The sequence below is a fragment of the Pseudoalteromonas sp. BZK2 genome (genome assembly GCF_014349195.1).
Classification (GTDB): domain Bacteria; phylum Pseudomonadota; class Gammaproteobacteria; order Enterobacterales; family Alteromonadaceae; genus Pseudoalteromonas; species Pseudoalteromonas simplex.
In genome coordinates this window covers 1-23,754 of record NZ_JACSOG010000002.1, presented here as the reverse complement: position 1 = coordinate 23,754, position 23,754 = coordinate 1, and the positions used below count along the sequence as shown (strand labels likewise).

Here is a 23,754-nt window from a genome sequence, read left to right as displayed (position 1 = left end):
TCAATTAGAAGACCTAAGTTAGGGATAAAAACATTCACCATTTTATAATTTACTATCACCTTTTCCTGTTAAATACATATAACCTTTTGAATAATAACAATTATAAAGTTAGTCTTGTGAAACTTTCACAAAGAGTGAAAAGATAGTCGCCAAAGCAATTAACATCGCTATTACGACCAATGCAGACGCAAGTGAAGAAAAATGTGCAATTTGACCGACACTTGCAGGCCCCATTAATACACCTAAATAACCAAATGTTGTTACAGCAGGAATTGCCGTAGCTTGCGACATGTAGGTTTGCTTCCCTGCCGCAGAAAACATAATTGGTACAACGTTGGCACAACCTATTCCCATTAACACATAACCAAATAGCGCAACATAAAAGCTCATTGATACAATAGCGATTATCAAGCCAAGGCTTGCTACTAAACCACTTATAGTCAGAACAGCCCTTTGCCCATGCTTTGCAATAATGCGATCGCCAAATAAGCGCCCTAAAGTCATTGTGACTGAAAAGCTAAAAATCCCTAATGCCGCCATTCCTGTTGATGCATTTTGATAATCAATTAAATATATTCCGCTCCAATCTAAAACGGTTCCCTCTGCGAGAAACATTGCAAAGCAAATAATGCCAATTAAAATCACCGGGCCTTTTGGGAGCGCAAATGCAGGACCTTCATTGGGGCTTGCAAAAGGAAGTAAGTCTCTCTTTGCGAAGATCAAACACAGTAATACTATCGCCGCCATTAGCATACAGATTTCGAATGCCGAAAAACCAGCAATTAGCAGCATTGCTACAGCACCCGCCCCTAAAATACCGCCTAAACTGTAAAAGCCATGAAAACCAGACATAAGTGAAAGCTTAGAACGTTCTTCAACCAACACAGCCTGAATGTTCATAACACAATCAGTTGCTCCGATAGAAAGGCCAAAAATCACCAGTAAAGTTGCCAAGCTAGCCACACTATTTACTAAAGCAAAAAATGGTAGGCAAAAAATAATCATCATCGTTGAGAGCTGTAATACACGTTTACAACCATACTTAGTTGCGAGCGCACCTGATACAGGCATAGCAAATATTGCACCTGCACCAAGACACAAAAGCAACAACCCTAAAGTACTCTCATCAATGCCAATATGCGCTTTAATTACTGGTATGAGCGATGCCCACGTAGCCGTGGCTAAACCTGCACACAAAAATAGTAACCTTGTAACGAGTACTTCGCGCTTTTTAAACGGATACCTTTCTAACAACATCAAGCAAAACCTTCCATAAAACATCACAATCGAGCAGGGTAAGTGACTAGGTTAAAACCCGTCACCCTCCCTCATTCCAGTTTATAACTAAACTAAGGCTTAGTTATTGAGCTATTTAACTCTAAATAATCACAAAATTGCTAAAACGAGCATGCAATGCTACATTAGACTCATTTTAAACTGCTCAATTATGATTATTTATGCTCGATTATGCTTCATTCCCAGATCAGAGGCAAGCACTGATCAAAGATCATTTACAACAAACCGGCCGAGTTGTGTGTGTTCAATTAGCCAAAGAACTTAATGTCTCAGAACATACGATCCGCCGAGATCTGCAAGAATTAGCAAATCAAGGGGTGTGTAAAAAAGTGTATGGCGGCGCTGTCATTAATGCACAAAATGATGGCAGTTTAGTGCAACGAATGGTTTTAAATAGTGACCGTAAGCAGCTTTTAGCTAAAGCGTGTATTCCTTACTTTAAAGAGCATGCATTTATTTTTATTGATTCTGGCAGTACCAATTTAGCCATTGCAAGTATGATCCCACACGATCTTACCTTAACGGTGGTTACCCACACGCCTGCAATTGCTATTGCACTACAATCACATCAACAATGTGATGTAATTCTATTAGGTGGAAAAATAAGTAAGCAACAAGGCGCTGCAATTGGTAGTTGCTCGTTAAAGCAATTACAAACAATGCATTTTGACCTAGCAGTTTTAGGCGCTTGCGCAATCGATGTCGAGGTGGGTGTTTCAGCGTTTGACGTTGAAGATGCACAGTTTAAACACGCTATAGTAAAACAAAGCAATAATGTATTAATCGCCGTTACTGAAGAAAAACTGTCTTCAGTCGCAAGGCATAAAGTGACAGCGTTAGACGCTATTTCTGTTTTAATTACTGATGCCAAGAAAAACGATATAAAACTCGCTGAATTTAAAGACACTGAATTAGAACTTGTCTGTACCTCTGAATAAATTAAAACAGCAATTTTGTTCAAGTTTTTAGGTTGCCAGCTTCGCTATATTGGCGTAGGAATAATAACGAAGCGCACACCCTTCAGGAGCACCTGTGAGCAAAGACAATCACTTTAAGTACATTAACAACGAACAGCATCAGAGCATCTCGATGTTGACGGCGACTATGAGTGATTTTACCTATGCAAAAGATGCTCACGAAGAGTATTCAATTGGTATTACTCTACAAGGGCGGCAAGATTTCTTTTGTCGTAATGCGTTTTATAAAAGCGTACCTGGCAATGTCATTTTGTTTAACCCAGAAGATATTCACGATGGTCACTCTGGCACTGAGCAAAACCTAGAGTATCTAATGCTGTACATTCATCCCGATGAATTTAAGCCTTTGTTCAAAGCGCTTGGGTATAAGCAAGATTGCACGTTACGTATGGCAAACACCTTGTATGCTGATCCATTACTGCGTAATCAGGTGATTAACTTATCAAGGCTTTTACAAACCAATAGCACCAGCAAAATAGAGCGAGAAGCTGCAGTATTGCAAATGGCACAGTCTTTAGTCAGGCTCAACGGCAGTCTTGATTTGCCAACTTTAAGCACCCGTGTTGATAGCTTGCTTCTGCGTGCAAAAGACTACATTTTGGCAAATATCGACAATGACATTTCTATTGATGACATTGCCCATGCTGCCACCATGTCGAAATTTCATTTTATCCGCCGCTTTCGCGAGCACTTCGGTATTACTCCACATCAATATGTTTTGAACTGTCGTATTAATTATGCCCGTAAAGCGTTACAAGTTGGCCGCGATGCCACCAGCGTGGCGGTTGAATCTGGCTTCGCTGATGCCAGCCACCTCAATCGTAACTTCAAACGAGCATTCGGTATGACACCAAAACAATTTCAACTGCAATGGGCTCGTAGATAGAGCTGAATTACTGATTTGGAGCTGTTATGGCAGATATTTTTGCATATGCTATTGGCATTATGTACACCCCTGGGCCAATCAATTTACTCGGTTTAAGCAGCGGCTTAAATAAACAAACTCGTTCACACCTTGGTTTTTTTATCGGCGTGGGTAGCGCGATGTTTATCTTATTTGTGCTGCTTGGCTACCTTGGCTTGCAAGTGATCAATCCGCAGTTTTTGCCTTATGTGAGCTTAATTGGTTGCGGCTATATTTTGTATATTGCTTGGAAAGTCGCAAAAGCAAATGTACAGGTGAGTGATACCTCAGCAGATGCCTCACTTAGCTTTTTCGATGGCCTGTTTATGCAGCTATTAAATCCAAAAGCCTTGGTGGCCACTTTGCCAATTGCTACGATTCAATTCCCAAGCGCCGATATTACTGGCGCTGCAATCGTATTTTGGTCTTTTATTTTAGCCATCCTTGCCTTCGGTGCGCCTACAAGTTACTCGTTAGCGGGCTTAGTGCTTGGCAAGCAAGTATCACGGCCGGGTGTTTTTAACATGTTTAATAAATTAATGGCTGTTTTGTTGGTTTATGTTGCGCTAATGATTGCCTACGAGCATGTGCTAACCCCGTTAATGGCCTAAAATTGATCATCCCTCGCAAACAGGCATAATAGCCTTATTCAGCAAACGGCTATCACAAAATGATGCAAGGCAATCTATCTATCCGCTCATACAGTACTAAGCCTGTTAGTCATAGCCATGACTATCATCAACTTGTACTGCCCTTAAAAGGTGTGATTGCCATTAGTGTCGGTGATTTTCAAGGTAAAGTCGCCCCCGGTGAATGCGTGGTTGTCAAAGCCTCGCAAACGCATCTTTTTACCGCAATGCCAGAGGCGCGATTTGTGGTGGCCGATATGCCAAAGTTACCAGATAACCTGGCCACTGCTGAGCGCTGCGTGTTTGCTATTAATCAATCACTTTGGGCATTTTTGCAGTTTGTGGCAAAGCAGCTTGAGCAAGCGGTTAATCGTGAATTAGAACTTGCCATGTTTAACACCTTCAATTTGCTGTTAGCTGAGCAAATTATGCAGCCTAAGGTCGACAGCCGTATTAGCGAGGCACTGCTTTATATTGACAGTCACTTAAGCGCTCCTCTTCATATCAAACACCTTGCCAGCATTGCCTGTTTAAGCCCAACGCAATTTAAGCTGCTGTTTAAGCAACAAACCGGATTAACTGTCATGAACTATGTAACCAAACAGCGAATGGAAAAAGCCCAAGCTTTACTCAGTCATACCGATTACCCGCTACAGCGTATTAGTGAGCTAGTTGGTTACAATGAGCTTTCATCTTTTAGCCGTAGTTTTTCAAAGTACTTTGGCTTATCACCAAGCAAGTTCAAAAAATAACTTTAGTTTTAAACACCAACAAAACCGTCCTTTTTGTCAAAAACCTTGCATCAATTTTGATTATGCTTTTGATATCTTAAATTTAAAGCGAATCATCAATGAACCATACCATCGCGACCATGGCCGTTTTAGTTGCCAGTGTGTTTTGGGGCACAACAGGCACAGCCGCAAGCTTTGCACCAAACATTAGCCCTTTTGCAATAGGTGCGTTTGCGATGGGGTTTGGCGGCGTATTACTTTGCTTAACCTCACTAACTCAGCTAATAAACAATGCCAGTACACTGCGTAAGCACTACCCCCTAACCCTACTTGGCTCAGCCTGTGTGGCTGTTTATCCGCTGGCATTTTATACCTCGATGAATAGCGCTGGTGTGGCTATTGGCACTGTTGTTTCGATTGCCAGCGCCCCTTTATTTACCGTCTTATTGGAATACTTAAATGAGAAAAAGCCCATTACAACTCGCTGGCTAGTCAGCTTTTGCTTTGGTGCGATTGGCATTGGCTTAATTGCGTTAGGTAAAGAGCATAACCTTGCCGCTACGGGACTGTTTAGCCAAAACATCGGCATTTTAATTGGCTTAATTGCAGGGCTTACCTATGCGGGTTATTCATGGACAGCCAAACGTTTAATTAGCAACGGCGTTCATTCAAGAGCGACCATGGCAAGCTTATTTGGCGGCGCTGCATGTGTACTCTTGCCATCGTTATTGATCACTGGAGATACGCTTTTTGCCACCGTTACCAATACCAGCGTGGCGCTTTACATGGCCATAGTACCGATGTTTTTAGGTTATTGGCTATTTAGTATTGGCTTAAAAACCATCGCGGCTAGCCAAGCCGTGCTCATTACTTTACTTGAGCCGATTATCGCCACCGTACTGGCTATTGTGATTTTAAATGAGCAATTTCAGCAAATTGGCTGGTTTGGAATTGGTTTAGTGAGCGTTAGTTTGGTAATTCAAACGGTCAATATTAAGCAGTTCGTGATACACTGCAAAAAACGCATATTGACGATTTAAGATGAGAAAAGACAGCCGATTATCACGGGTTTTGCATGTGCTGATCCATTTAGACAGCTACAACCACCCTGTCACATCAGAGACATTAGCAAACATGTTAATGACCAACCCTGTGGTTGTGCGTCGTACAATGGCACTACTTCGTCAAGCAGGTTATGTATCGGCAATTAAAGGTCACAATGGCGGCTGGCTACTGGCCACTCCCTTAACAGACATCACCTTATTTGATATTCACCAAGCGCTTGGCGAAAAGAACCTGTTTGTAATTGGTCTAACCGATGAGCACAGCAACTGCCCTATCGAACATGCAGTTAACAGCGCCCTGCAAAACGCAATGGACGATGCAGAAGCCCTATTATTAAAACGTTTTGCTGAAGTGTCGCTTGCAGAGCTTGCCAGTCAATTTAAAAAATAAGCGTCGTTACACTGCCTATTAATTGGCTTACGGCAATAAAAATAGGCAATCACAGCCTAATTAAGAGCCTTATACTTATAAAGCAAGCGGTATTTCGATTTTAGAAATAAAATCCCATCACTGCCATCATGTAGAGCAAGCACTCTAAACACCCTACAAACCCGACCATTCAAGCAATTAAGTAAATTCCCAATCTATCCTGGTCATTTTCCGATTGCCTGCCATAGTGCTTTTTCGGCATTTTAGACAAACACCCTGTCATTTTAGGCAAACATTCGCAACTGCCCACTTCTATACTTAATCTCAATCAAGGACGCAAAGCAAACAGCTCTGCAATCGAGAATAGTCTCTGTCCTTACTTATTAACCCAAAGAGGATTTACGCTCATGAACAAAGTTACTTTTCCAAACACGAACGGTTTAGATATTAGTATTGCGGGCTTATTAAATTTACCTGCTGATTTTGATGAAACAAAAACATACCCAGCCATTGTCGTATCGCACCCAGGTGGTGGTGTTAAAGAGCAAACAGCAGGGACTTACGCACGTAAACTAGCTGAGCAAGGTTTTGTCGCTATTGCATACGATGCATCTTACCAAGGTGAAAGCACAGGCGAGCCACGCCAACTTGAAAACCCACATGTTCGTACCGAGGATGTGAGTGCAGTAATCGATTACTTAACGACCTTACCTTATGTAGACAATGATCGCATTGGCGCAATGGGGATCTGTGCGGGTGCAGGTTACACCGCAAATGCTGCAATTAACGACCGCCGTATTAAAGCCGTTGGCACAGTCAGCATGGTAAATATTGGCCAAATGTTCCGTAATGGCTGGGATAACAATGTAAAAGACAGCGACGCTATCCCATATATCCAAGCTGGCTCTGATTCTCGCACATCGGATGCAAGTGGTAACGAGATTGCGACCATCCCAATGGCACCACTTAAAGAAGAAGATGCACCAAACGAAGAACTTCGCCAAGCGTGGGAATACTACCACACAGACCGCGCAGCTTATTGCACTGCACCGGGTTTTGCGACTGCACGCAGCTTAAATCAAATCATCACTTATGATGCATTCTTTAAAGCTGAAGCATTTTTAACGCAACCATTACTGACCGTCGTCGGCAGCAATGCAGGCAGCAAGTGGATGAGCGATGACCTAATGGCGCGTGCAGCATCAAGCAGCAAAAACATGTACATCGTTGAAGGTGCGAACCACATGGACCTATACGATGGCGAAAGTGAAATCACTGAAGCAATCAGCGTATTAGCCCCTTTCTTTACAAGCAATCTGTAATTATTAATCCGTATGAGCCCAAACAGGGCTCATACCTAAACGGCATTTAGGAGCAAACATGAACATTCAAACAGTTAGTATTCAAAACCACGATATGGCTTGGGCTATCTCAGCACTTGTTTTAACACCTGCTAATTTTGATGAGTCAAAAACCTACCCAACCATGATCAGTGTTCACCCATTTGGTAGCTGTAAAGAACAAACCTCAAGTAGTGTATATGGTAAAGCACTTGCTGAAGCGGGTTATGTGGTTATTGCCTTCGATGCCAGCTATCAAGGTCAATCTGGCGGTACACCTCGCTTTATTGAAAATCCATCACAACGTGTTGAAGATATTAGCCATGTTATTGATTATGCCGTGACACTGCCTTATGTCGATAACGAGCGCATTGGTAGCATTGGGGTATGTGGTGGGGGTGCTTATGTATTTAACTCTGCACTGACTGAAAAACGCGTAAAAGCCGTGGTCGGCATCACACCAGTTAATTTAGGTCGTTTATTTAGAGAAGCATTCACCGATTTTAACCCGCTTGGCGCACTTGAAGCGATGGCAGCACAACGTACTACTGAAGCACTTGGTGGTGATTTACAAGTTAACGAATTACTCCCACCAAGCATTGAGTTTGCCCGCGACAATGGCCTGACTGAACGTGATGTTTTCGAAGCGACTGATTACTACAAAACACCGCGTGGTCAAAGCGAAGGCGGCGCAACACGTATGTTATTTTCTCATGCACAAAAAACCCTCACTTGGGATGCTTTCGCGTTTGCCGAAACATTAATGACTCAACCTATGATGGCTGTAATTGGTCAAAAAGTAGGAGCATTTGGCGCGTACCGTGACGGTAAAGAAATTTACGGAAAGTCATTTGCATCAAAAGACCGACAACTCGTTGAACTAGAAGATTGGTCGCACTATGACCTGTACGACAACCCAGAGCCAGTTGCATTAGCGATGCAGCAAATACTGCCTTTTTTAACCAAGCATTTATAAAAAGGCACTTGTAAGCTGAGCATGCATAAAGCAAATAAGTTAGGCCTCATGCTTGGCCTAACTTACTTTTGTTGTTGATTTGAATTTGCGATTTTAGGAGTTAACGAATGATTAAATGGCTATTTATAATACTCGCAGTTGTAATATTAGGGCTTTTATCTGTTGCCATTTGGGTCACACAAACCGAAAAATCACAGCATGCTAAAAACAGCTTACGTCTACAAAATGCGGAGCCGAAAATCACGCTTGATGCCAAAACAGCCGTCGTGGTTTTTTCTCGCTCTGGTAATACTGGGGTTTTAGCAGATCACATAGCACAAAAGCATAACGCAGAGCTGTTTGAGATAACGGCTACCGATTACGAACTAGGTATTCCTGGTTGGATAGCCGCTCTTAATGATGCCAGAAGCAAGGTAGCAACAATAACCCCGAGCAATATAAACCTTGAGAAGTATCAAACCATTTATTTAGGCTCGCCTATTTGGCTATACAGCCCTGCCCCACCGATATGGCAGTTTGCAAAAAATAATGACTTTTCAGGTAAAAATGTGATTTTATTTAATACCTTTAACAGTAAGTTCGAACAGCATTTTATTGATGATTTTGAAAAGCTGGTTCGGGCAAATGGCGCAAAAACGTTTTCTCACAGGTATGTGAATCGTGGCCGTATGGGCTCTCAAATTAGTAGCCAAGATATGCTCAATAAATTTGACAGCCAAGATAACTAACCGTGAGTTTAAAACATGATAGACACCAACCATCAAGAGATTGCTAAACCACTCGCGCAAAAGATTATGTTATTCGCTAATAAAGCGGGTGATATTACCTCTCATACGCCAGAGCTCACATTGCACATTCGTAACGCACCAACCGACCCCTTGCATTGTATTTACACATTAAGCCTTGCAGTGGTGCTACAAGGTGCAAAAATGCTTTCAGTCGAAAACAGTGTACTGCCCTGCTCTGGTGGGCAAACCATGTTAACAACTTTCGACTTACCTGTGGTATCCCATGTGACCGAAGCAACACGCCACCAGCCATTTGTTGCCATGGTGCTAAAGCTTGATTACAACTTAATTTTGCAAACAGCCGCAGAACTTAAACTGCCAAAACAATCACGCAACGAAACGTTTGCGCCGATTTCTATTCATAATATCGATGCAGGACTCACTGATGCACTCACTCGGTTATTTGAGCTTGAATATAATCCCGCACTTCGCGACGGCTTACAGCCATTACTCGCAAAAGAAATTGTTATTCGCCTTTTACAGGGACCTCACGGGCCTCACCTTAGAAAACTGGCATCAGAGGGGTCACCAAGTAGTCATATCGTTAGAGTTGTGAGCTGGCTTAAAACCAACTTTATGCGCCCAGTACAAATTGACGAGTTAGCAAAACAAGCGCATATGAGCTCATCAACATTTCGCCAGCACTTTAAAACCATTACTGGCACCAGCCCATTGCAGTATTTAAAAACCTTACGCCTGCAAGAGGCCCGCGATCAAATGCTGATCAATGGTCTTGATGCTGGTCAAGCAAGTGGTGTGGTTGGTTACGAAAGCCCTTCGCAATTTAGTCGCGAGTACAGCCGTTTATTTGGCCTGCCTCCGCAAAAAGATATGCAAAGGTTAAGGCAACAACAGTTATAAGAGATAAATGCGCTAAGTATGACTTAGCGCACCTTCTATTAAGCTTTATTAAATGGGTTACGGGTATCTTGGTCGGCATCGAGATTCCGCATCAAGATTGCGTGCCCTAAATCGATATCTTCTGGCAGAGGGATTTTAACAATATGGCCCGAACCTTTTGCATCGCTAATGGCTTCGCCTTTTTTGTTTTCCATAAAATCTAGCTTGAAGTTAATATTCCCTTTTGGCGTCATAAGCTCAAGTGAATGACCAGTACAGAACTTATTCTTCACATCAATTTCAACTAAGCCATTATCGTTGCGGCCTAATACTTCACCCACAAACTGCTGTTTATCTGACACCGAATGACCATACTCATAGTTTTGATAGTCTTGATGTGCATGGCGTTTTAAAAACCCTTCGGTATAGCCTCGGTGCGCTAAGTTTTCGAGCGTTTTAAATAAGTTTGCGTCAAATGGACGACCAGCAACGGCATCATCAATGGCTTTACGATACACTTGCGCAGTACGAGCAACATAGTAGAAAGACTTAGTGCGGCCTTCAATTTTTAAACTATGCACGCCCATTTTCGTTAGTTGATCAACATATTGAACTGCACGTAAATCTTTTGAGTTCATTATGTAAGTGCCATGCTCGTCTTCAAAAGCAGGCATATACTCACCAGGACGGCCCTGCTCTTCAAGCATAAATACTTCGTTACTTGGGGCACCATCACCGAGCGTTGGGATCACCGCTTTAGGGTCGATTTTATGTACCATTTCGCCGGTTTCATTTTCGGTGCCTGGTTTCACATCGTAGTTCCAACGACATGCATTAGTGCACGTTCCTTGGTTTGGATCGCGTTTATTAATATAACCCGATAACAAACAACGGCCAGAATATGCCATGCAAAGTGCACCGTGAACAAACACTTCAAGCTCTGTATTTGGACATAGTTCACGAATTTCAGCGATTTCTTCAAGGGATAATTCGCGCGATAAAATGACTCGTTCAATACCCTGCTGAGCCCAAAAGTTCACTGTGGCATAGTTTACCGCATTGGCCTGCACAGATAAGTGAATAGGCATATCTGGCCATTTTTCACGCACTAGCATAATTAGGCCTGGATCAGACATGATCAGCGCATCTGGCTGCATCTCAATAACTGGCTCAATGTCGCGTAAGTACGATTTTACCTTGGCATTATGAGGAGCAATGTTCGAGACCACATACAACTTTTTATTTTGCGCATGGGCTTCGTTAATACCGATTTGCAGGTTATCTAAGTCAAACTCATTGTTACGAACACGAAGGCTGTAACGAGGTTGGCCAGCGTAAACAGCATCAGCACCATAAGCAAAGGCATAACGCATATTCTTTAAACTACCCGCAGGTGATAACAACTCAGGCGTAAAAGGACGAGGGGTCAAAATAGGTGACGACATGAAAGCTCCACACATCGAACCGAGTACAAGTCGGTTGCATGAATTAATACGATAATGAAGCGCGGCAGTATAATAACCTGCCCAGTAATTTTATTGATCTAGATCATGCTTGATAGAAACTCAGCAAACCAGCTGTGAGCCTATAAAAAGAAAAAAGGTGACCAATCCAATGGCCACCTTTTTTGATCAAACTCAATTAACTATCCAGGGTAATTGGTTTGGATTTGTTAATGTTAACAGCCCAAAAAGCTACAACATATATTCTTTAATAATTATGTAGTTATATTATATGCTAAATGTGATTTTTTGATTACAAAAACTACAACAACAGCACTTCTTCAGTTTCAAGCGCAAAGGTTTTGCCGTTTGCAAAACGAATAGCGATATAAAAAATATGACTACTTCCAACTTCAGGAGCTTGGTTTGGTCTAGTTCAATAAATATAGGGGCTGTAATGGGTAATACGCTTTTGAAGTCCTCTACACAGGCATAGTTGCCATCACTGTAATAATCAAAATCATTAACAAACACTTCTGTGATATCACACACGCTATGTATACTCGTAACCACTCTGAGTTCATTGTGGAAACAAGTGCTTAACTGTAAAAGGTGTTCGCATTTTATACTCATTTTGCTGAACATTTTTAGATTCATGAAAATGCCATCAAATGACTATTTAATTAAATTAGGAATTTTCACGTAAAGCGCGTATAATTCGCGCCCGTTAATATTTAACCTTTTAAATTTAAAATTATTGGAGCATAAAGATGGCTTTAGAGCGTACTTTTTCAATCGTAAAACCTGATGCAGTTGCTAAAAACCACATCGGTGCTATCTACAACCGTTTCGAAACTGCGGGTCTTAAAATCGTTGCAGCTAAAATGGTTCACCTTTCAAAAGAAAAAGCTGAAGGTTTCTACGCTGAGCACAGCGAGCGTCCTTTCTTCGGTGCTTTAGTTGAGTTCATGACATCTGGTCCAGTAATGGTTACTGTTCTTGAAGGTGAGAACGCAGTACTTAAAAACCGTGAAATCATGGGTGCTACTAACCCTGCTGAAGCACTAGCGGGTACTTTACGTGCTGACTACGCAGACAGCATCGACGAAAATGCTGTTCACGGTTCTGACGCTGTTGAATCAGCTGCACGTGAAATCGCATACTTCTTCGCTGACGAAGAAATCTGCCCACGTACTCGTTAATTTCGAGTTCACAGCTAAGTCTGTGATGCAGAAGAAAAAGGGCTTTCGGGCCCTTTTTTAGTCATTAGCTAAGCCTATTGTTAATCTGTTTAGCTAATGACTAAGTCGATTAAATAATGTACAATCGCGCACCCAAACTACTTACCACCGTCACTGATTGAGGTTGTTTCATGACCACTGAAAAAAAGATTAATTTATTAGATTTAAACCGAGATGCAATGCGTGAGCTTTTTGTATCATTCGGTGAAAAGCCATTCCGTGGCGATCAGGTGATGAAATGGATTTATCATTTTGGCGTAGACAATTTTGACGACATGACAAACGTCAACAAAAAGCTTAAAGAAAAGCTAAAAGCTGAATGTGAAATTGTTGCTCCTGAGATCTCAGTTAAACAAGTAGCGACTGATGGCACTATTAAATACGCCCTGATGCTACAAGGTGGCCAAGAAGTAGAAGCTGTTTGGATCCCAGAAAAAGACCGTGCAACTTTATGTGTATCTTCACAGGTAGGTTGTGCCCTTGAATGTACCTTCTGCTCTACGGCTCAACAAGGCTTTAACCGTAACTTAGCGGTGTCTGAGATCATCGGCCAAGTTTGGCGTGTCGCGAAAGATATTGGTTTAGACGGCGACAGCACTAAGCGCCCTGTAACTAACGTTGTAATGATGGGTATGGGTGAGCCATTACTTAACCTTAAAAACGTCGTACCAGCAATGGAACTTATGATGGACGATTGGGGTTTTGGTTTATCAAAACGTCGCGTTACATTAAGTACCTCAGGTGTGGTTCCTGCGCTTGATCTATTAAAAGAGAAGATTGACGTAGCATTGGCTATTTCACTGCATGCGCCAAACAATGAGCTGCGAGATGTACTAGTACCAATTAATAAAAAGTACCCAATTGAAGAGTTTTTAGCCGCATGTCGTCGATATATCGATGGTTCTAAAGCAAACAAAGATGTGACTATCGAATACGTTATGCTACAAGGTGTGAACGACAGTACCGATCAAGCCCACGAATTGGTTAAAACACTTAAAGGTACACCTTCAAAAGTGAACCTGATCCCGTTTAATCCATTCCCGGGTAATGAATATGGCCGTTCGAGTAACAGCCGTATCGACCGCTTCTCTAAAGTATTACAAGCAGCAGGTATTACCTGTATCGTTCGCCGTACTCGTGGTGATGATATTGATGCAGCTTGTGGTCAATTAGTGGGTGATGTCGTTGACCGTACTAAACGTTTAGCGAAAAAGAAAATGCGCGAAGATAACGCAATTGCGGTAAACATTCACCAAGCATAAGCGTAACTTTTGAAGTTAAGCCTTTGTGGCAAACTCGTTATTTTTAAAATAATAGATGCAACACAAAGGCTTTTCGGTAAGATAGGCATACGGAATCAAAGAAGAGATTAGGTAATGCGTTCTATACTTGCCATTACTGTTAGTGCATTTGCATTAACAGGGTGTGTTACAGAAAACAGCTACGAAGGTAGCGACAGACCCGTTGTTGAAAAACAAGTTAACAATACCGGTGCTGCCCGTACCCGTATCGCCCTTGCGTTACAGTACTTAAAAACAGGCAATAATTCACAAGCAAAATATAATTTAGAACGCGCCGCAGATTTTGCACCTGACCTCCCTGAAGTTCATTACTCTTTAGCTTATTACTATCAACAGGTTGATGAACCAGAACTTGCCGATAAAGCCTATCAGCGCGCATTAAAAATTGCCCCTAATGATCCAAACACCTTAAACAATTATGGTGTATTTTTGTGTGGCATTGGTGAGTATGACCGCGCTGCAGAAGAGCTTCTTAAAGCGATTTCAATTCCTAGCTATATCCGTGTAGCTGAAAGTTACGAAAACTTAGCTTTATGTGCGATTGAATTTGATGACTTCGAAAATGCGGAAAAATACCTAAAATCAGCACTTAATCACAGCTCGCAGCGCCCCTCTTCAATGATAAGCTTGGCTGGTTTGTATTACGCAAAAAGTGATCTACATAAAGCTGAAGATATTATTGAAAAATACGAATCAACAGGCCGCGTAACACCTCGTGCACTTATGCTCAGCTATCTTATCCAGCAACGTATGGGACACATAGAAAAAGCCGAAGCAACTGCAGGTATCATTTTACAAACTTACCCCGGCTCAAACGAAGCTAAAGCCATTACTTCTGGGCAGGTTAAACGTTCAGAGTTTGAAATATTACGAGAAAAATATCGTCAAGCTCAACTCGAAGAGCTCCAGATTTCAAGCGATAACTCATCGGTTAGCAAAGACCAACCAAAGATCCGAATCGTAAAAAGAAAAGCCCCAACAAAGGCGAATGAAACAGTAATTGTAGATAAGACAGATGTACAAACTTCTAATGCAAAAGAAGTATATGCTACGAATCAGCAAAAGTCAGAAGTGCCTGCAATTAATGAACAAGAAACTGTCGAATCAACCCAATCTGTTGCAAACATGCCAGCCCTAGTTGTAGAGCAAGCAAAGATTCAGCCCGAAGCTTCGGGTTTTAAGACTGAATCGTCAAAAAAAATAGCATCAACTCCAACTAAGCCTGTCGATACTGAAGCTGTTGTTAATGCGCTTGCAATAAAAACACCAGAACAAAAGAAAAGTATATCAACACCTAAAGCTGCTAACGATGAAGTCACTATTGTATCTTTTGGGGCACCCACATCTCCTGAGATTAAGCAACAAACTTCAACTTCTGCAAAAGCTGTCAGCAAAAATGAAAGCACAGTGATATTTTATCAGCCTGAAAAAGATGAAAATGTCTTTGGCGAAGAATCCAACTATGCAGGCCAAACGAGTCAAACCTCGTACTCAGTGACTTCTGAACAAATACAATTACCCATGCTCAACCCACGTGTACCTGCGCTGAATATCCCCTACCATATTATTGAAAATGGTGAAAACCTATTTAGCATTTCAGTGCGATACAATGTTAAACTACAGAAGATTTTGCTGTGGAATGGCTTAAAAGAATCGGATCGCGTACAAAACGGTACTCGCATCTATTTAAATGATCCGAATATTTATCACGACATTAATGCTGGTGATACTTTGTACGACATTGCCACGCAGCATAGCGTATTAATCGATCAATTAATGCGCTGGAACAAATTGAGCCCAGATGTTGCCCTTAAGCCTGGGCATAGACTTTTATTGGTAGATCCAGACTCATACGCATTATGAATGAAGAAAACAATTTAGAACAACCACAAGAAACGCTCGGCCAGGCGCTAAAAAAACGCCGCGAAGATGCAGGAATGAGCCTTGAGCAGCTTGCTGGTGCATTAAAATTATCAGTTTTACAATTACAACGATTAGAAAACGACGAACATGAATTACTAGGCCCTGCAACCTTCGTAAAAGGGTATATCAGAAGCTATTGTCGCGAGCTAAAAATAGATAGCCAAGCCATGCTTGAATTATTACCTGAGCATGTTGAGCCAGCTAAAAAATCTAATATGCAGAGCTTCTCTCGTCGCACCGAAAAAGAAGCAAACGATAGCCGTTTAATGCTATTCAGTTATTTTATTTTAGCTGTCATTATAGGCTCATCGGTCGTTTGGTGGTGGCAAAATAGTAATCAAAGTATCGAAGAGCCGGTAACAACGGCGATGCCAAATCAGCTTGAAAGTAATGAGCTAACCACTAATTTAGCAGACGAAGCGCCAGTTGAAGAAACAGTTCAATTGCCTACAGAAGACAAAGAAGTTATTGAGCCACAAGAAACTGTGCCAATAACTAACAACGAAGCAGCAAATCAGGCTGCGTCACAAAGCCAATTAACTGCTCAGCCGCAAACCAAAAAAGCTGATCCTGAGCACAGCGAAGTGGTGATGCACTTCAATGAAGATAGCTGGGTAGAAATTCACGATGGCAACGGCGATCGTATTGCTTTTGGTGTTAAAAAAGCAGGTTACGTTATGACAGTAACCGGCCCACAGCCGTTTAGTGTGGTGCTCGGCAAACACCAAGTAGTCGATATTACTTTTCAAGGTCAAGCCGTCGATACCTCACATTTTGCCAAAAATCGCTTAGCTAAATTTACTTTACCGTTATCAGAGTAACCGCAATGTTTTCAGAATCTCCTATTAAACGTAGAAAATCGACCCGTATTAACGTAGGTAATGTGCCAATTGGTGATGGTGCACCAATTGCCGTTCAGTCGATGACTAACACCAACACCCTAGATATCGATGCAACGGTTGCACAAATTCAAGCTATTCAAGATGCCGGCGCCGACATTGTGCGTGTGTCTGTACCAACCATGGAAGCAGCTGAAGCATTTAAAAGCATTAAAGAACAGGTCACTATTCCGCTGGTAACAGATATTCACTTTGATTACCGTATAGCATTAAAAGTGGCTCAGTATGGTGCGGATTGTTTGCGTATTAACCCAGGCAACATCGGTAGCGAAGAGCGTATTCGTGCCGTTGTAGACTCAGCCCGTGAGCATAACATCCCTATTCGTATTGGTGTTAATGGCGGTTCATTAGAGCGCGACTTACAAGAAAAATACGGTGAACCAACACCAGAAGCTTTACTTGAATCAGCTATGCGCCATGTTGAGATCTTACAACGTTTAGACTTTGACCAATTTAAAGTATCCGTTAAAGCGTCAGATGTATTTTTAGCGGTCGGTGCATATCGTTTACTTGCCAAAGAAATCGACCAGCCACTGCATTTAGGTATTACCGAAGCTGGCGGTATGCGCTCAGGATCTGTTAAATCAGCTGTTGGCTTAGGTATGCTACTTGCCGAAGGCATTGGTGACACATTACGCGTATCACTTGCTGCCGATCCGGTACAAGAGATCAAAGTGGGTTTTGATATTTTAAAATCATTACGCATTCGCTCACGCGGCATTAACTTTATTGCTTGCCCGAGCTGCTCACGCCAAGAGTTTGATGTGGTAAGCACCATGAACCAACTTGAAGAGCGCCTTGAAGACGTGGTTGAGCCTATGTCAGTGTCGGTGATTGGTTGTGTGGTAAATGGCCCTGGTGAAGCGCTGGTTAGTGATATCGGCCTTGCTGGTGCGAACCGTCGCTCTGGCTTATACATCAATGGTGAGCGTCAAAAAGCACGTATCGATAACGATAATATTGTTGACCAACTTGAAGGCTATGTGCGTGACTTTATCGCTAAAAAAGAGAAAGAAACGCCAATCGACATCAAAATCGTTGAATAATTCGCATATACTCGGCAAACCCTTGGGTTTGCCGTTTACCTTTAGAGCCCAAACGGTATAATAGCGGGTCAATTTTTAGTTTTTCTTGAGGCGCGATTTTTTCAGCGCAATTACAGTATTTAGGATTTATCAGTGGCAAAACAAATTCAGGCAGTTCGTGGTATGAACGATTGTCTGCCAGGCGATACGCAAATTTGGCAGAAAGTAGAAGACATTTTACGTGAAACAGTTTCATCGTTTGGTTATCAAGAAATTCGTTTTCCAATTGTTGAATCAACCGACCTATTCAAACGCTCTATCGGTGAAGTAACCGATATCGTCGAAAAAGAAATGTACACCTTTGCAGACCGTAATGGCGATAACTTAACTCTTCGCCCTGAAGGTACCGCAGTGTGTGTACGTGCAGGTAATCAAAACGGTTTACTGTATAACCAAGAACAACGTTTATGGTACATGGGCCCGATGTTCCGTCACGAGCGTCCACAAAAAGGCCGTTACCGTCAATTCCACCAATTTGGTTTAGAAACATTCGGCATTGCCACTGCTGATATTGATGCAGAAGTTATTTTGCTGACAGCCCAATTATGGAAAGAGTTTGGTATCAATGAACACGTTCGTCTGGAGCTTAATTCATTGGGTTCAAATGAAGCGCGTGCAGACTACCGTGATGCACTTGTTGCTTACTTAGAGCAACACGTCGATGTACTTGATGAAGACTCTAAGCGTCGTATGCACAGCAACCCTTTACGTGTGTTAGATAGCAAAAACCCTGATGTACAAGCCATTTTAACTGATGCGCCTAAACTATCTGAGCACTTAGACGCTGAATCAAAAGAACATTTTGAAAATTTATGTGAACGTTTAGACGCTGCTGGCGTCGAATACACGGTAAATGAAAAGCTTGTACGTGGCCTTGACTATTACAACCGCACCGTTTTTGAGTGGGTAACCGATAGCCTAGGCGCACAAGGAACCGTTTGTGCCGGTGGTCGTTACGATGGCCTAGTTGAACAACTTGGCGGTAAAGCAACACCAGCGGTAGGTTTTGCAATGGGTCTTGAGCGTTTAGTGTTATTACTTCAAGCACTAGAAAGTGTAGGTGACATCCGCCGTAGTGCTGATGTATATTTGGCAGCAATGGGCGATAAAGCCAGCATTCAAGCGCCTATCATTGCCGCTCAGTTACGTAAAGATGTTGCAGGTCTTCGTGTTATGGTGCACGCAGGCGGTGGCAACTTTAAAAAGCAATTAAAACGCGCAGATAAAAGCGATGCGCTAGTCGCAGTTATTATCGGCGAAGATGAATTAGAACAAGGCGTTGTGACAATTAAGTACTTACGTGAGCGTAAAGAACAAGTCACCTTAAAACTAGAAGAAGCGAAAACGCTACTAGCTGAGCTTATTTAAGCCCAGCTAGCAACAGAGGTAAGCATGGAAATTTATTCAACAGAAGAACAACAAGAAGAAGCGATCAAACGCTTTTTCCGTGAAAATGGTTTAGCACTTGCGATTGGTATTGTTGCTGGTTTAGGTGGTTTATATGGTTGGAAAGCTTATAACCAAAACCAAATCACCACGGCTGAGAAAGCATCTGACTCTTTCACACAACTTGTTGAAAGCGGTGCCGTGCTAGAAAAAGCGGATACGTTTATTAAAGAAAATAACGAGTCAAGCTACAGCACGCTAACAGCATTTGTTGCGGCAAAAGAAGCCGTAGAAAAGAATGACCTTGATGCGGCAAGCGAAAAGCTTAACTGGATCATCACCAACGAGCAAAACCCTGAGCTTAAAGCAACGGCAACAACGCGCCTTGCTCGTGTTCACCTTGCGCAAAAGCAATATGAGCAAGCGTTAACAACGCTAAACGCCCAGCTTCCTGCATCATTTACTGCTGCAGTCGCTGAATTAAAAGGCGATGTTTATGCTGCACAAGGCGATAAGGCAGAAGCACGCAGCCAATACCAAGCTGCTGCGGATAATGGCGGCCTTGAAAACAACCCGTTATTACAAATTAAACTTGATGACTTAGCACAAACTAGCCCAGCGGCGTAAGGGGTTAAGATGAAGAAGTTAACAGCGGCAACACTTGCTCTGTGTATCGCAACCCTAACTGGGTGTTCGTCAAGTGATGACGAAGAAGAACTGGTACTGCCTGAAATTGTTAATCAGTTTGAGACAGACGTAGTATGGCAAGAATCAATTGGTGACGGTGTTCAGCATTATTTCTCGCGCTTAACGCCGGCTATTCATAACGATGTTGTGTATGTAGCAAACCGCGAAGGTGAAGTTGAAGCCCTTTCGCTTGAAAATGGCGATACGCTATGGCAAACCGATGTGCGTGAAAACCCTGCCTTTTGGCCTTGGGAAACCACAGAAAGTGCCAAGTTATCGGGTGGTATTTTACAAGCTTACGGCAAAATTTTTGTTGGTTCTGAGCATGGTTACTTAACCGCGCTAGACCGTGAAACAGGTGAAATTGTTTGGCGTAAAACGATGCCTGGCGAAGTACTTGCTAAACCTGCTGCAGGCGACGGCTTAATCTTTGTAAACCTAGGCTCTGGTAAATTATTAGCAGTGCACCCAGATACAGGTGAAGAACGTTGGCGCTTCGAACAAGAAGTACCACCACTGACATTACGTGGTCAAAGTTCACCAACTGTGGCAAACGGCGGTGTATTACTAGGTCTTGAAACAGGTAAACTGAGCGTATTAATTTCAGAAAACGGCTACTCTGCATGGAGTGCTGAAATTGCCTCTCCAAAGGGTGCGTCTGAGTTTGAACGTTTAGTTGATGTAGATACACAAGCATTAATTAGCGGCCCATACGCCTATGCAATCGCTTATAATGGTAACTTAGCAGCCGTTGATATTCGTTCAGGTAATGTTGTTTGGAAACGTGAATATAGCAGCTACCGTGATTTATCGATGGATAGCCAGTCTATCTATGTTGTTGATAGCGATGGTGTTATTTACGGTCTAGATAAAACATCAGGTATTGAGCGCTGGAGCCAACCAGCACTGCGCGGCTGGTACTTAACAGGCCCGACTGTGGCTGGTAAATATTTAGCATTAGGTGACCAAGAAGGTAACCTACACTGGTTAGACAAAGAAACGGGCGAGCTTGTATCGCGCGAAGACTTTGACAGCTCAGGTTTCTTTATTGAGCCTGTTGTTGCCGGTGACAAATTAATTTTATACACCCGAGATGGTGAAGTTAGCGCGGTTAAAATTCCAAACTAACTTACTAATAGTAAACGTTATTTTTCTAAGGCTTCGCTTGGCGAAGCCTTTTGTTGTTTTTTTAAGAGGTAGTTTATGCTTCCCGTGATCGCTCTTGTTGGGCGACCCAATGTGGGCAAATCCACATTATTTAACCGTTTAACACGTACTCGTGACGCCCTCGTAGCCGACTTTCCAGGCTTAACACGAGATAGAAAATATGGCCAAGCTGATTACGATGGCTATGAATTTATCGTGGTAGACACGGGTGGTATTGACGGTTCTGAGCAAGGTATCGAAACTGAAATGGCTGAGCAATCGCTTCTGGCAATTGAAGAAGCCGATATCGTGTTATTTTTAGTTGATGCCCGCGCAGGTATGACCGCCGCTGACCAAGCGATTGCTAACCACCTTCGTAAACAACAGAAGAAATGTTTTGTTGTGGCAAACAAAGTCGATGGTATTGATGCAGACTCATATTGTGCTGAGTTCTACCAGTTAAGCTTAGGTGACGTACATCACATTGCAGCGGCTCACGGCCGTGGTATCACGCAGCTACTTGAAACAACTTTACAGCCAGTCATTGCCGAACTTGCAGGCGAAGCTGAAGAGCTTGAAGAAAGTGATGACGAATTAGTTGATCTTTACAGCGAAGATGAAGAAGGCGAAGACAACCAGCAAGCCTTTGCTGATAAGCCAGTAAAGCTTGCAATTATCGGTCGTCCTAACGTTGGTAAGTCAACACTTACAAACCGTATCTTAGGCGAAGAACGTGTAATCGTTTACGATATGCCGGGTACAACCCGTGATTCTATCTATATTCCGATGACACGTAACGACAAAGAGTACATTCTTATTGATACCGCAGGTGTTCGTAAACGTAAGAAAGTAAGCGATGTTGTAGAAAAATTCTCTGTGATCAAAACCCTTAAAGCGATTGAAGATGCTAACGTGGTATTGCTTGTGGTTGATGCACGAGAAGGTATTTCTGATCAAGATTTGAGCTTACTAGGTTTTGCCTTAAACGCAGGTCGTTCATTGGTTGTGGCTGTTAACAAATGGGACGGCCTAGACGATTACGTTAAAGAACGTATTAAGTCAGAACTTGACCGTCGTTTAGGTTTCATCGATTTCGCACGTTTACACTTTATCTCTGCTTTACATGGCACCGGTGTGGGTCATTTATTTGAATCAGTAGACGAAGCGTACGAATCAGCGACTAAACGTATTAGCACAGCGATGCTGCGTCGTATCATGGATATGGCACAAGTTGATCACCAACCGCCACTTGTTCGTGGTCGTCGTGTAAAACTTAAATATGCTCACGCAGGGGGTTATAACCCACCACGTATCGTGATCCACGGTAATCAAGTTCATGACTTACCAGATAGCTACAAGCGCTACCTAATGAACTACTACCGTAAAGCATTAGGTATTATGGGCACGCCAATCAAAATTGAATTTAGAGAAGGCGATAACCCATACGCTGGCCGCACTAACAAAGTGACCTTATCGCAAAAACGTAAAATTCGTGCATTTGCGAAAGAAAACCGCAACAAGTCGTAATTTCTACAGCTAAGCTTTAAGTATTACAAAAACCTTGTAAGTATGACTTACAAGGTTTTTTTATTGCTGAAACTATGCTTTATTTAATAAACGAATAATAAATAGAGCAGCATAAATGGACTTTTTAAGTCAGGTTATTTACGTCGATAACGTAGAAGAAGTACTCGACTTTTACTATCAAGCATTTGGTTTTAATACCAATCATATCAGTGACGATGCTGAGTACGGTGAACTTGTTACAGGGGCTGTAAAACTTGCCTTTGCGACCCACCCTCATGCGCAAGCATATTTCAAGCAAGGGTATATTCGTGCCCATCCTAAGCAACCTGCACTAGGTTTTGAGCTAAGATTCAGTTGCCATAATTTAGTCGAAAGTTACGATAAAGCTGTACTTGCTGGTGCTGAGCCATTATGCCCGCCAACTAAAAAAGACGCCCAGCATTATGCGTATGTTCGCGCTATTGAAGGCACTTTAGTGTGTTTAGTAGAAGATTAGCTTTTTGTAAGGTCCGTTTTTGTTAGGTCAGTATGCAGCTCAAGGGTTAACTCGCGTAATACCTCGATTCGCTCCAAACTCATATTTGAGCATGCCATTAACTTAGCCGTTAATTCTTCAGCATCAACTTTAAGTTGCACTCAATGTAATGAACGATTACGGCCGTATTCCTGTATGTGGCATGATCTCAGGTTACAATAACGACACTGCACAGCCAGGGCCAAGCAACCTCTTTTATATCAACTCGAAAAAGCTCACCATGCAAGGCTTCATCGTGATTGATTATTTTGATCAGTTCCCTGAGTTTATTGAGCAAATGAGTGCGTGGATCAGCGAAGGTAAAATTAAATCTGAAGAAACGGTTTACCACGGCATCGAAAACGCCGTTGATGCATTTCTTGGTCTGTTCGAAGGTAAAAATAAAGGAAAAATGCTGGTTAAGCTATAACACTTAATAACCAATAAAGCCTGTATCTGAGTTGGTACAGGCTTCTTATTAAGCAAGTTTAAAAAATACGATTGCCGAAACAAGCATCCCTTGCCCTTACAAACCTTCATATTCAGCTTCCCTTGGTTTTAATATTTGCTCCTGACAAGTCATCTTATTCCAACAATCTGTTTCAGGTACGCCGTAATACCACGCTTTAAAAATAGGTTGATACTTTTCAATCACACGTTGTTGCATGCTTTCTGAAAAATGGGGTAA

The 23,754-nt window shown here is 42.3% G+C and carries 23 protein-coding genes; 21 read left to right on the top strand and 2 right to left on the bottom strand.

Translation table 11 applies throughout. The features are described 5' to 3' along the window. Positions 1-108: 108 nt before the first annotated feature. Positions 109-1,257, bottom strand: a complete 1,149-nt coding sequence (locus BIZ38_RS01315; protein ID WP_054553540.1) for an MFS transporter — start codon at positions 1,255-1,257, stop codon at positions 109-111. A gap of 200 nt (positions 1,258-1,457) precedes the next feature. Between BIZ38_RS01315 and BIZ38_RS01310 the strand changes: the two genes are divergently transcribed. From BIZ38_RS01310 to BIZ38_RS01265, 10 genes are all read left to right on the top strand, one after another. After that, positions 1,458-2,234: a DeoR/GlpR family DNA-binding transcription regulator gene (locus BIZ38_RS01310; protein ID WP_187489357.1), complete on the top strand. Its 777-nt coding sequence runs from the start codon at positions 1,458-1,460 to the stop codon at positions 2,232-2,234. Between the two features lie 94 nt (positions 2,235-2,328). Continuing rightward, complete coding sequence (locus BIZ38_RS01305; RefSeq protein WP_187489356.1) at positions 2,329-3,159, top strand: AraC family transcriptional regulator; 831 nt, start codon at positions 2,329-2,331, stop codon at positions 3,157-3,159. Positions 3,160-3,185: 26 nt separating this feature from the next. Beyond that, positions 3,186-3,788 (top strand): LysE family translocator, encoded by a 603-nt coding sequence (locus BIZ38_RS01300; RefSeq protein ID WP_138617869.1) that lies wholly within the window; start codon positions 3,186-3,188, stop codon positions 3,786-3,788. A gap of 59 nt (positions 3,789-3,847) precedes the next feature. After that, a complete protein-coding gene (locus BIZ38_RS01295; protein WP_316247562.1) occupies positions 3,848-4,558 on the top strand; it encodes an AraC family transcriptional regulator in 711 nt (236 codons plus the stop codon). A 98-nt stretch (positions 4,559-4,656) separates the two neighbouring features. Then, the gene (locus tag BIZ38_RS01290; RefSeq protein WP_262387539.1) at positions 4,657-5,577 is read left to right on the top strand and encodes a DMT family transporter; all 921 of its coding nucleotides are present in this window, start codon (positions 4,657-4,659) and stop codon (positions 5,575-5,577) included. Between the two features lies 1 nt (position 5,578). After that, positions 5,579-5,992, top strand: coding sequence for an Rrf2 family transcriptional regulator (locus BIZ38_RS01285; RefSeq protein WP_063704231.1), 414 nt, complete (start codon positions 5,579-5,581; stop codon positions 5,990-5,992). 386 nt (positions 5,993-6,378) lie between these two features. Further along, the gene (locus tag BIZ38_RS01280) at positions 6,379-7,293 is read left to right on the top strand and encodes an alpha/beta hydrolase (protein ID WP_187489355.1); all 915 of its coding nucleotides are present in this window, start codon (positions 6,379-6,381) and stop codon (positions 7,291-7,293) included. 58 nt (positions 7,294-7,351) lie between these two features. Next, entirely contained in the window at positions 7,352-8,287 is a 936-nt protein-coding gene (locus BIZ38_RS01275; RefSeq protein WP_187489354.1) for an alpha/beta hydrolase, read from the top strand. Between the two features lie 107 nt (positions 8,288-8,394). Beyond that, complete coding sequence (locus tag BIZ38_RS01270) at positions 8,395-9,015, top strand: flavodoxin family protein (RefSeq protein ID WP_138617877.1); 621 nt, start codon at positions 8,395-8,397, stop codon at positions 9,013-9,015. 15 nt (positions 9,016-9,030) lie between these two features. Then, entirely contained in the window at positions 9,031-9,936 is a 906-nt protein-coding gene (locus BIZ38_RS01265) for an AraC family transcriptional regulator (RefSeq protein ID WP_138617879.1), read from the top strand. A gap of 38 nt (positions 9,937-9,974) precedes the next feature. Here the strand turns inward: BIZ38_RS01265 and yegQ are convergent, their stop codons facing one another. Further along, on the bottom strand, positions 9,975-11,360 hold the full coding sequence (gene yegQ / locus BIZ38_RS01260) for a tRNA 5-hydroxyuridine modification protein YegQ (protein WP_138601956.1): 1,386 nt from the start codon (positions 11,358-11,360) through the stop codon (positions 9,975-9,977). A 767-nt stretch (positions 11,361-12,127) separates the two neighbouring features. Between yegQ and ndk the strand changes: the two genes are divergently transcribed. The 11 genes from ndk (at position 12,128) to BIZ38_RS01205 (ending at position 23,496) form a co-directional block, all read left to right on the top strand. Then, positions 12,128-12,559 carry a nucleoside-diphosphate kinase gene (gene ndk, locus BIZ38_RS01255; protein ID WP_036972405.1) on the top strand — a complete coding sequence of 144 codons (432 nt, stop codon included), beginning with the start codon at positions 12,128-12,130 and terminating at the stop codon, positions 12,557-12,559. A gap of 170 nt (positions 12,560-12,729) precedes the next feature. Then, positions 12,730-13,860 carry a bifunctional tRNA (adenosine(37)-C2)-methyltransferase TrmG/ribosomal RNA large subunit methyltransferase RlmN gene (locus tag BIZ38_RS01250; RefSeq protein ID WP_054553528.1) on the top strand — a complete coding sequence of 377 codons (1,131 nt, stop codon included), beginning with the start codon at positions 12,730-12,732 and terminating at the stop codon, positions 13,858-13,860. A gap of 114 nt (positions 13,861-13,974) precedes the next feature. Beyond that, positions 13,975-15,762: a type IV pilus biogenesis/stability protein PilW gene (gene pilW, locus BIZ38_RS01245; protein WP_187489353.1), complete on the top strand. Its 1,788-nt coding sequence runs from the start codon at positions 13,975-13,977 to the stop codon at positions 15,760-15,762. Beyond that, on the top strand, positions 15,759-16,643 hold the full coding sequence (locus BIZ38_RS01240) for a RodZ domain-containing protein (protein WP_054553526.1): 885 nt from the start codon (positions 15,759-15,761) through the stop codon (positions 16,641-16,643). The genes pilW and BIZ38_RS01240 overlap by 4 nt, the downstream gene beginning before the upstream one ends. 5 nt (positions 16,644-16,648) lie before the next feature. Then, complete coding sequence (gene ispG, locus BIZ38_RS01235) at positions 16,649-17,767, top strand: flavodoxin-dependent (E)-4-hydroxy-3-methylbut-2-enyl-diphosphate synthase (protein WP_054553525.1); 1,119 nt, start codon at positions 16,649-16,651, stop codon at positions 17,765-17,767. A gap of 132 nt (positions 17,768-17,899) precedes the next feature. Beyond that, positions 17,900-19,174, top strand: a complete 1,275-nt coding sequence (hisS, locus tag BIZ38_RS01230; protein WP_054553524.1) for a histidine--tRNA ligase — start codon at positions 17,900-17,902, stop codon at positions 19,172-19,174. A 24-nt stretch (positions 19,175-19,198) separates the two neighbouring features. Next, positions 19,199-19,819: a YfgM family protein gene (locus BIZ38_RS01225; RefSeq protein WP_187489352.1), complete on the top strand. Its 621-nt coding sequence runs from the start codon at positions 19,199-19,201 to the stop codon at positions 19,817-19,819. Between the two features lie 9 nt (positions 19,820-19,828). Further along, positions 19,829-21,007 carry an outer membrane protein assembly factor BamB gene (gene bamB / locus BIZ38_RS01220; RefSeq protein ID WP_138601964.1) on the top strand — a complete coding sequence of 393 codons (1,179 nt, stop codon included), beginning with the start codon at positions 19,829-19,831 and terminating at the stop codon, positions 21,005-21,007. Between the two features lie 75 nt (positions 21,008-21,082). Continuing rightward, positions 21,083-22,552: a ribosome biogenesis GTPase Der gene (gene der / locus BIZ38_RS01215; RefSeq protein WP_187489351.1), complete on the top strand. Its 1,470-nt coding sequence runs from the start codon at positions 21,083-21,085 to the stop codon at positions 22,550-22,552. Between the two features lie 115 nt (positions 22,553-22,667). Further along, entirely contained in the window at positions 22,668-23,048 is a 381-nt protein-coding gene (locus BIZ38_RS01210) for a VOC family protein (RefSeq protein ID WP_187489350.1), read from the top strand. Between the two features lie 148 nt (positions 23,049-23,196). Further along, on the top strand, positions 23,197-23,496 hold the full coding sequence (locus tag BIZ38_RS01205) for a hypothetical protein (protein ID WP_240920976.1): 300 nt from the start codon (positions 23,197-23,199) through the stop codon (positions 23,494-23,496). The last annotated feature ends 258 nt before the right edge of the window (positions 23,497-23,754 follow it).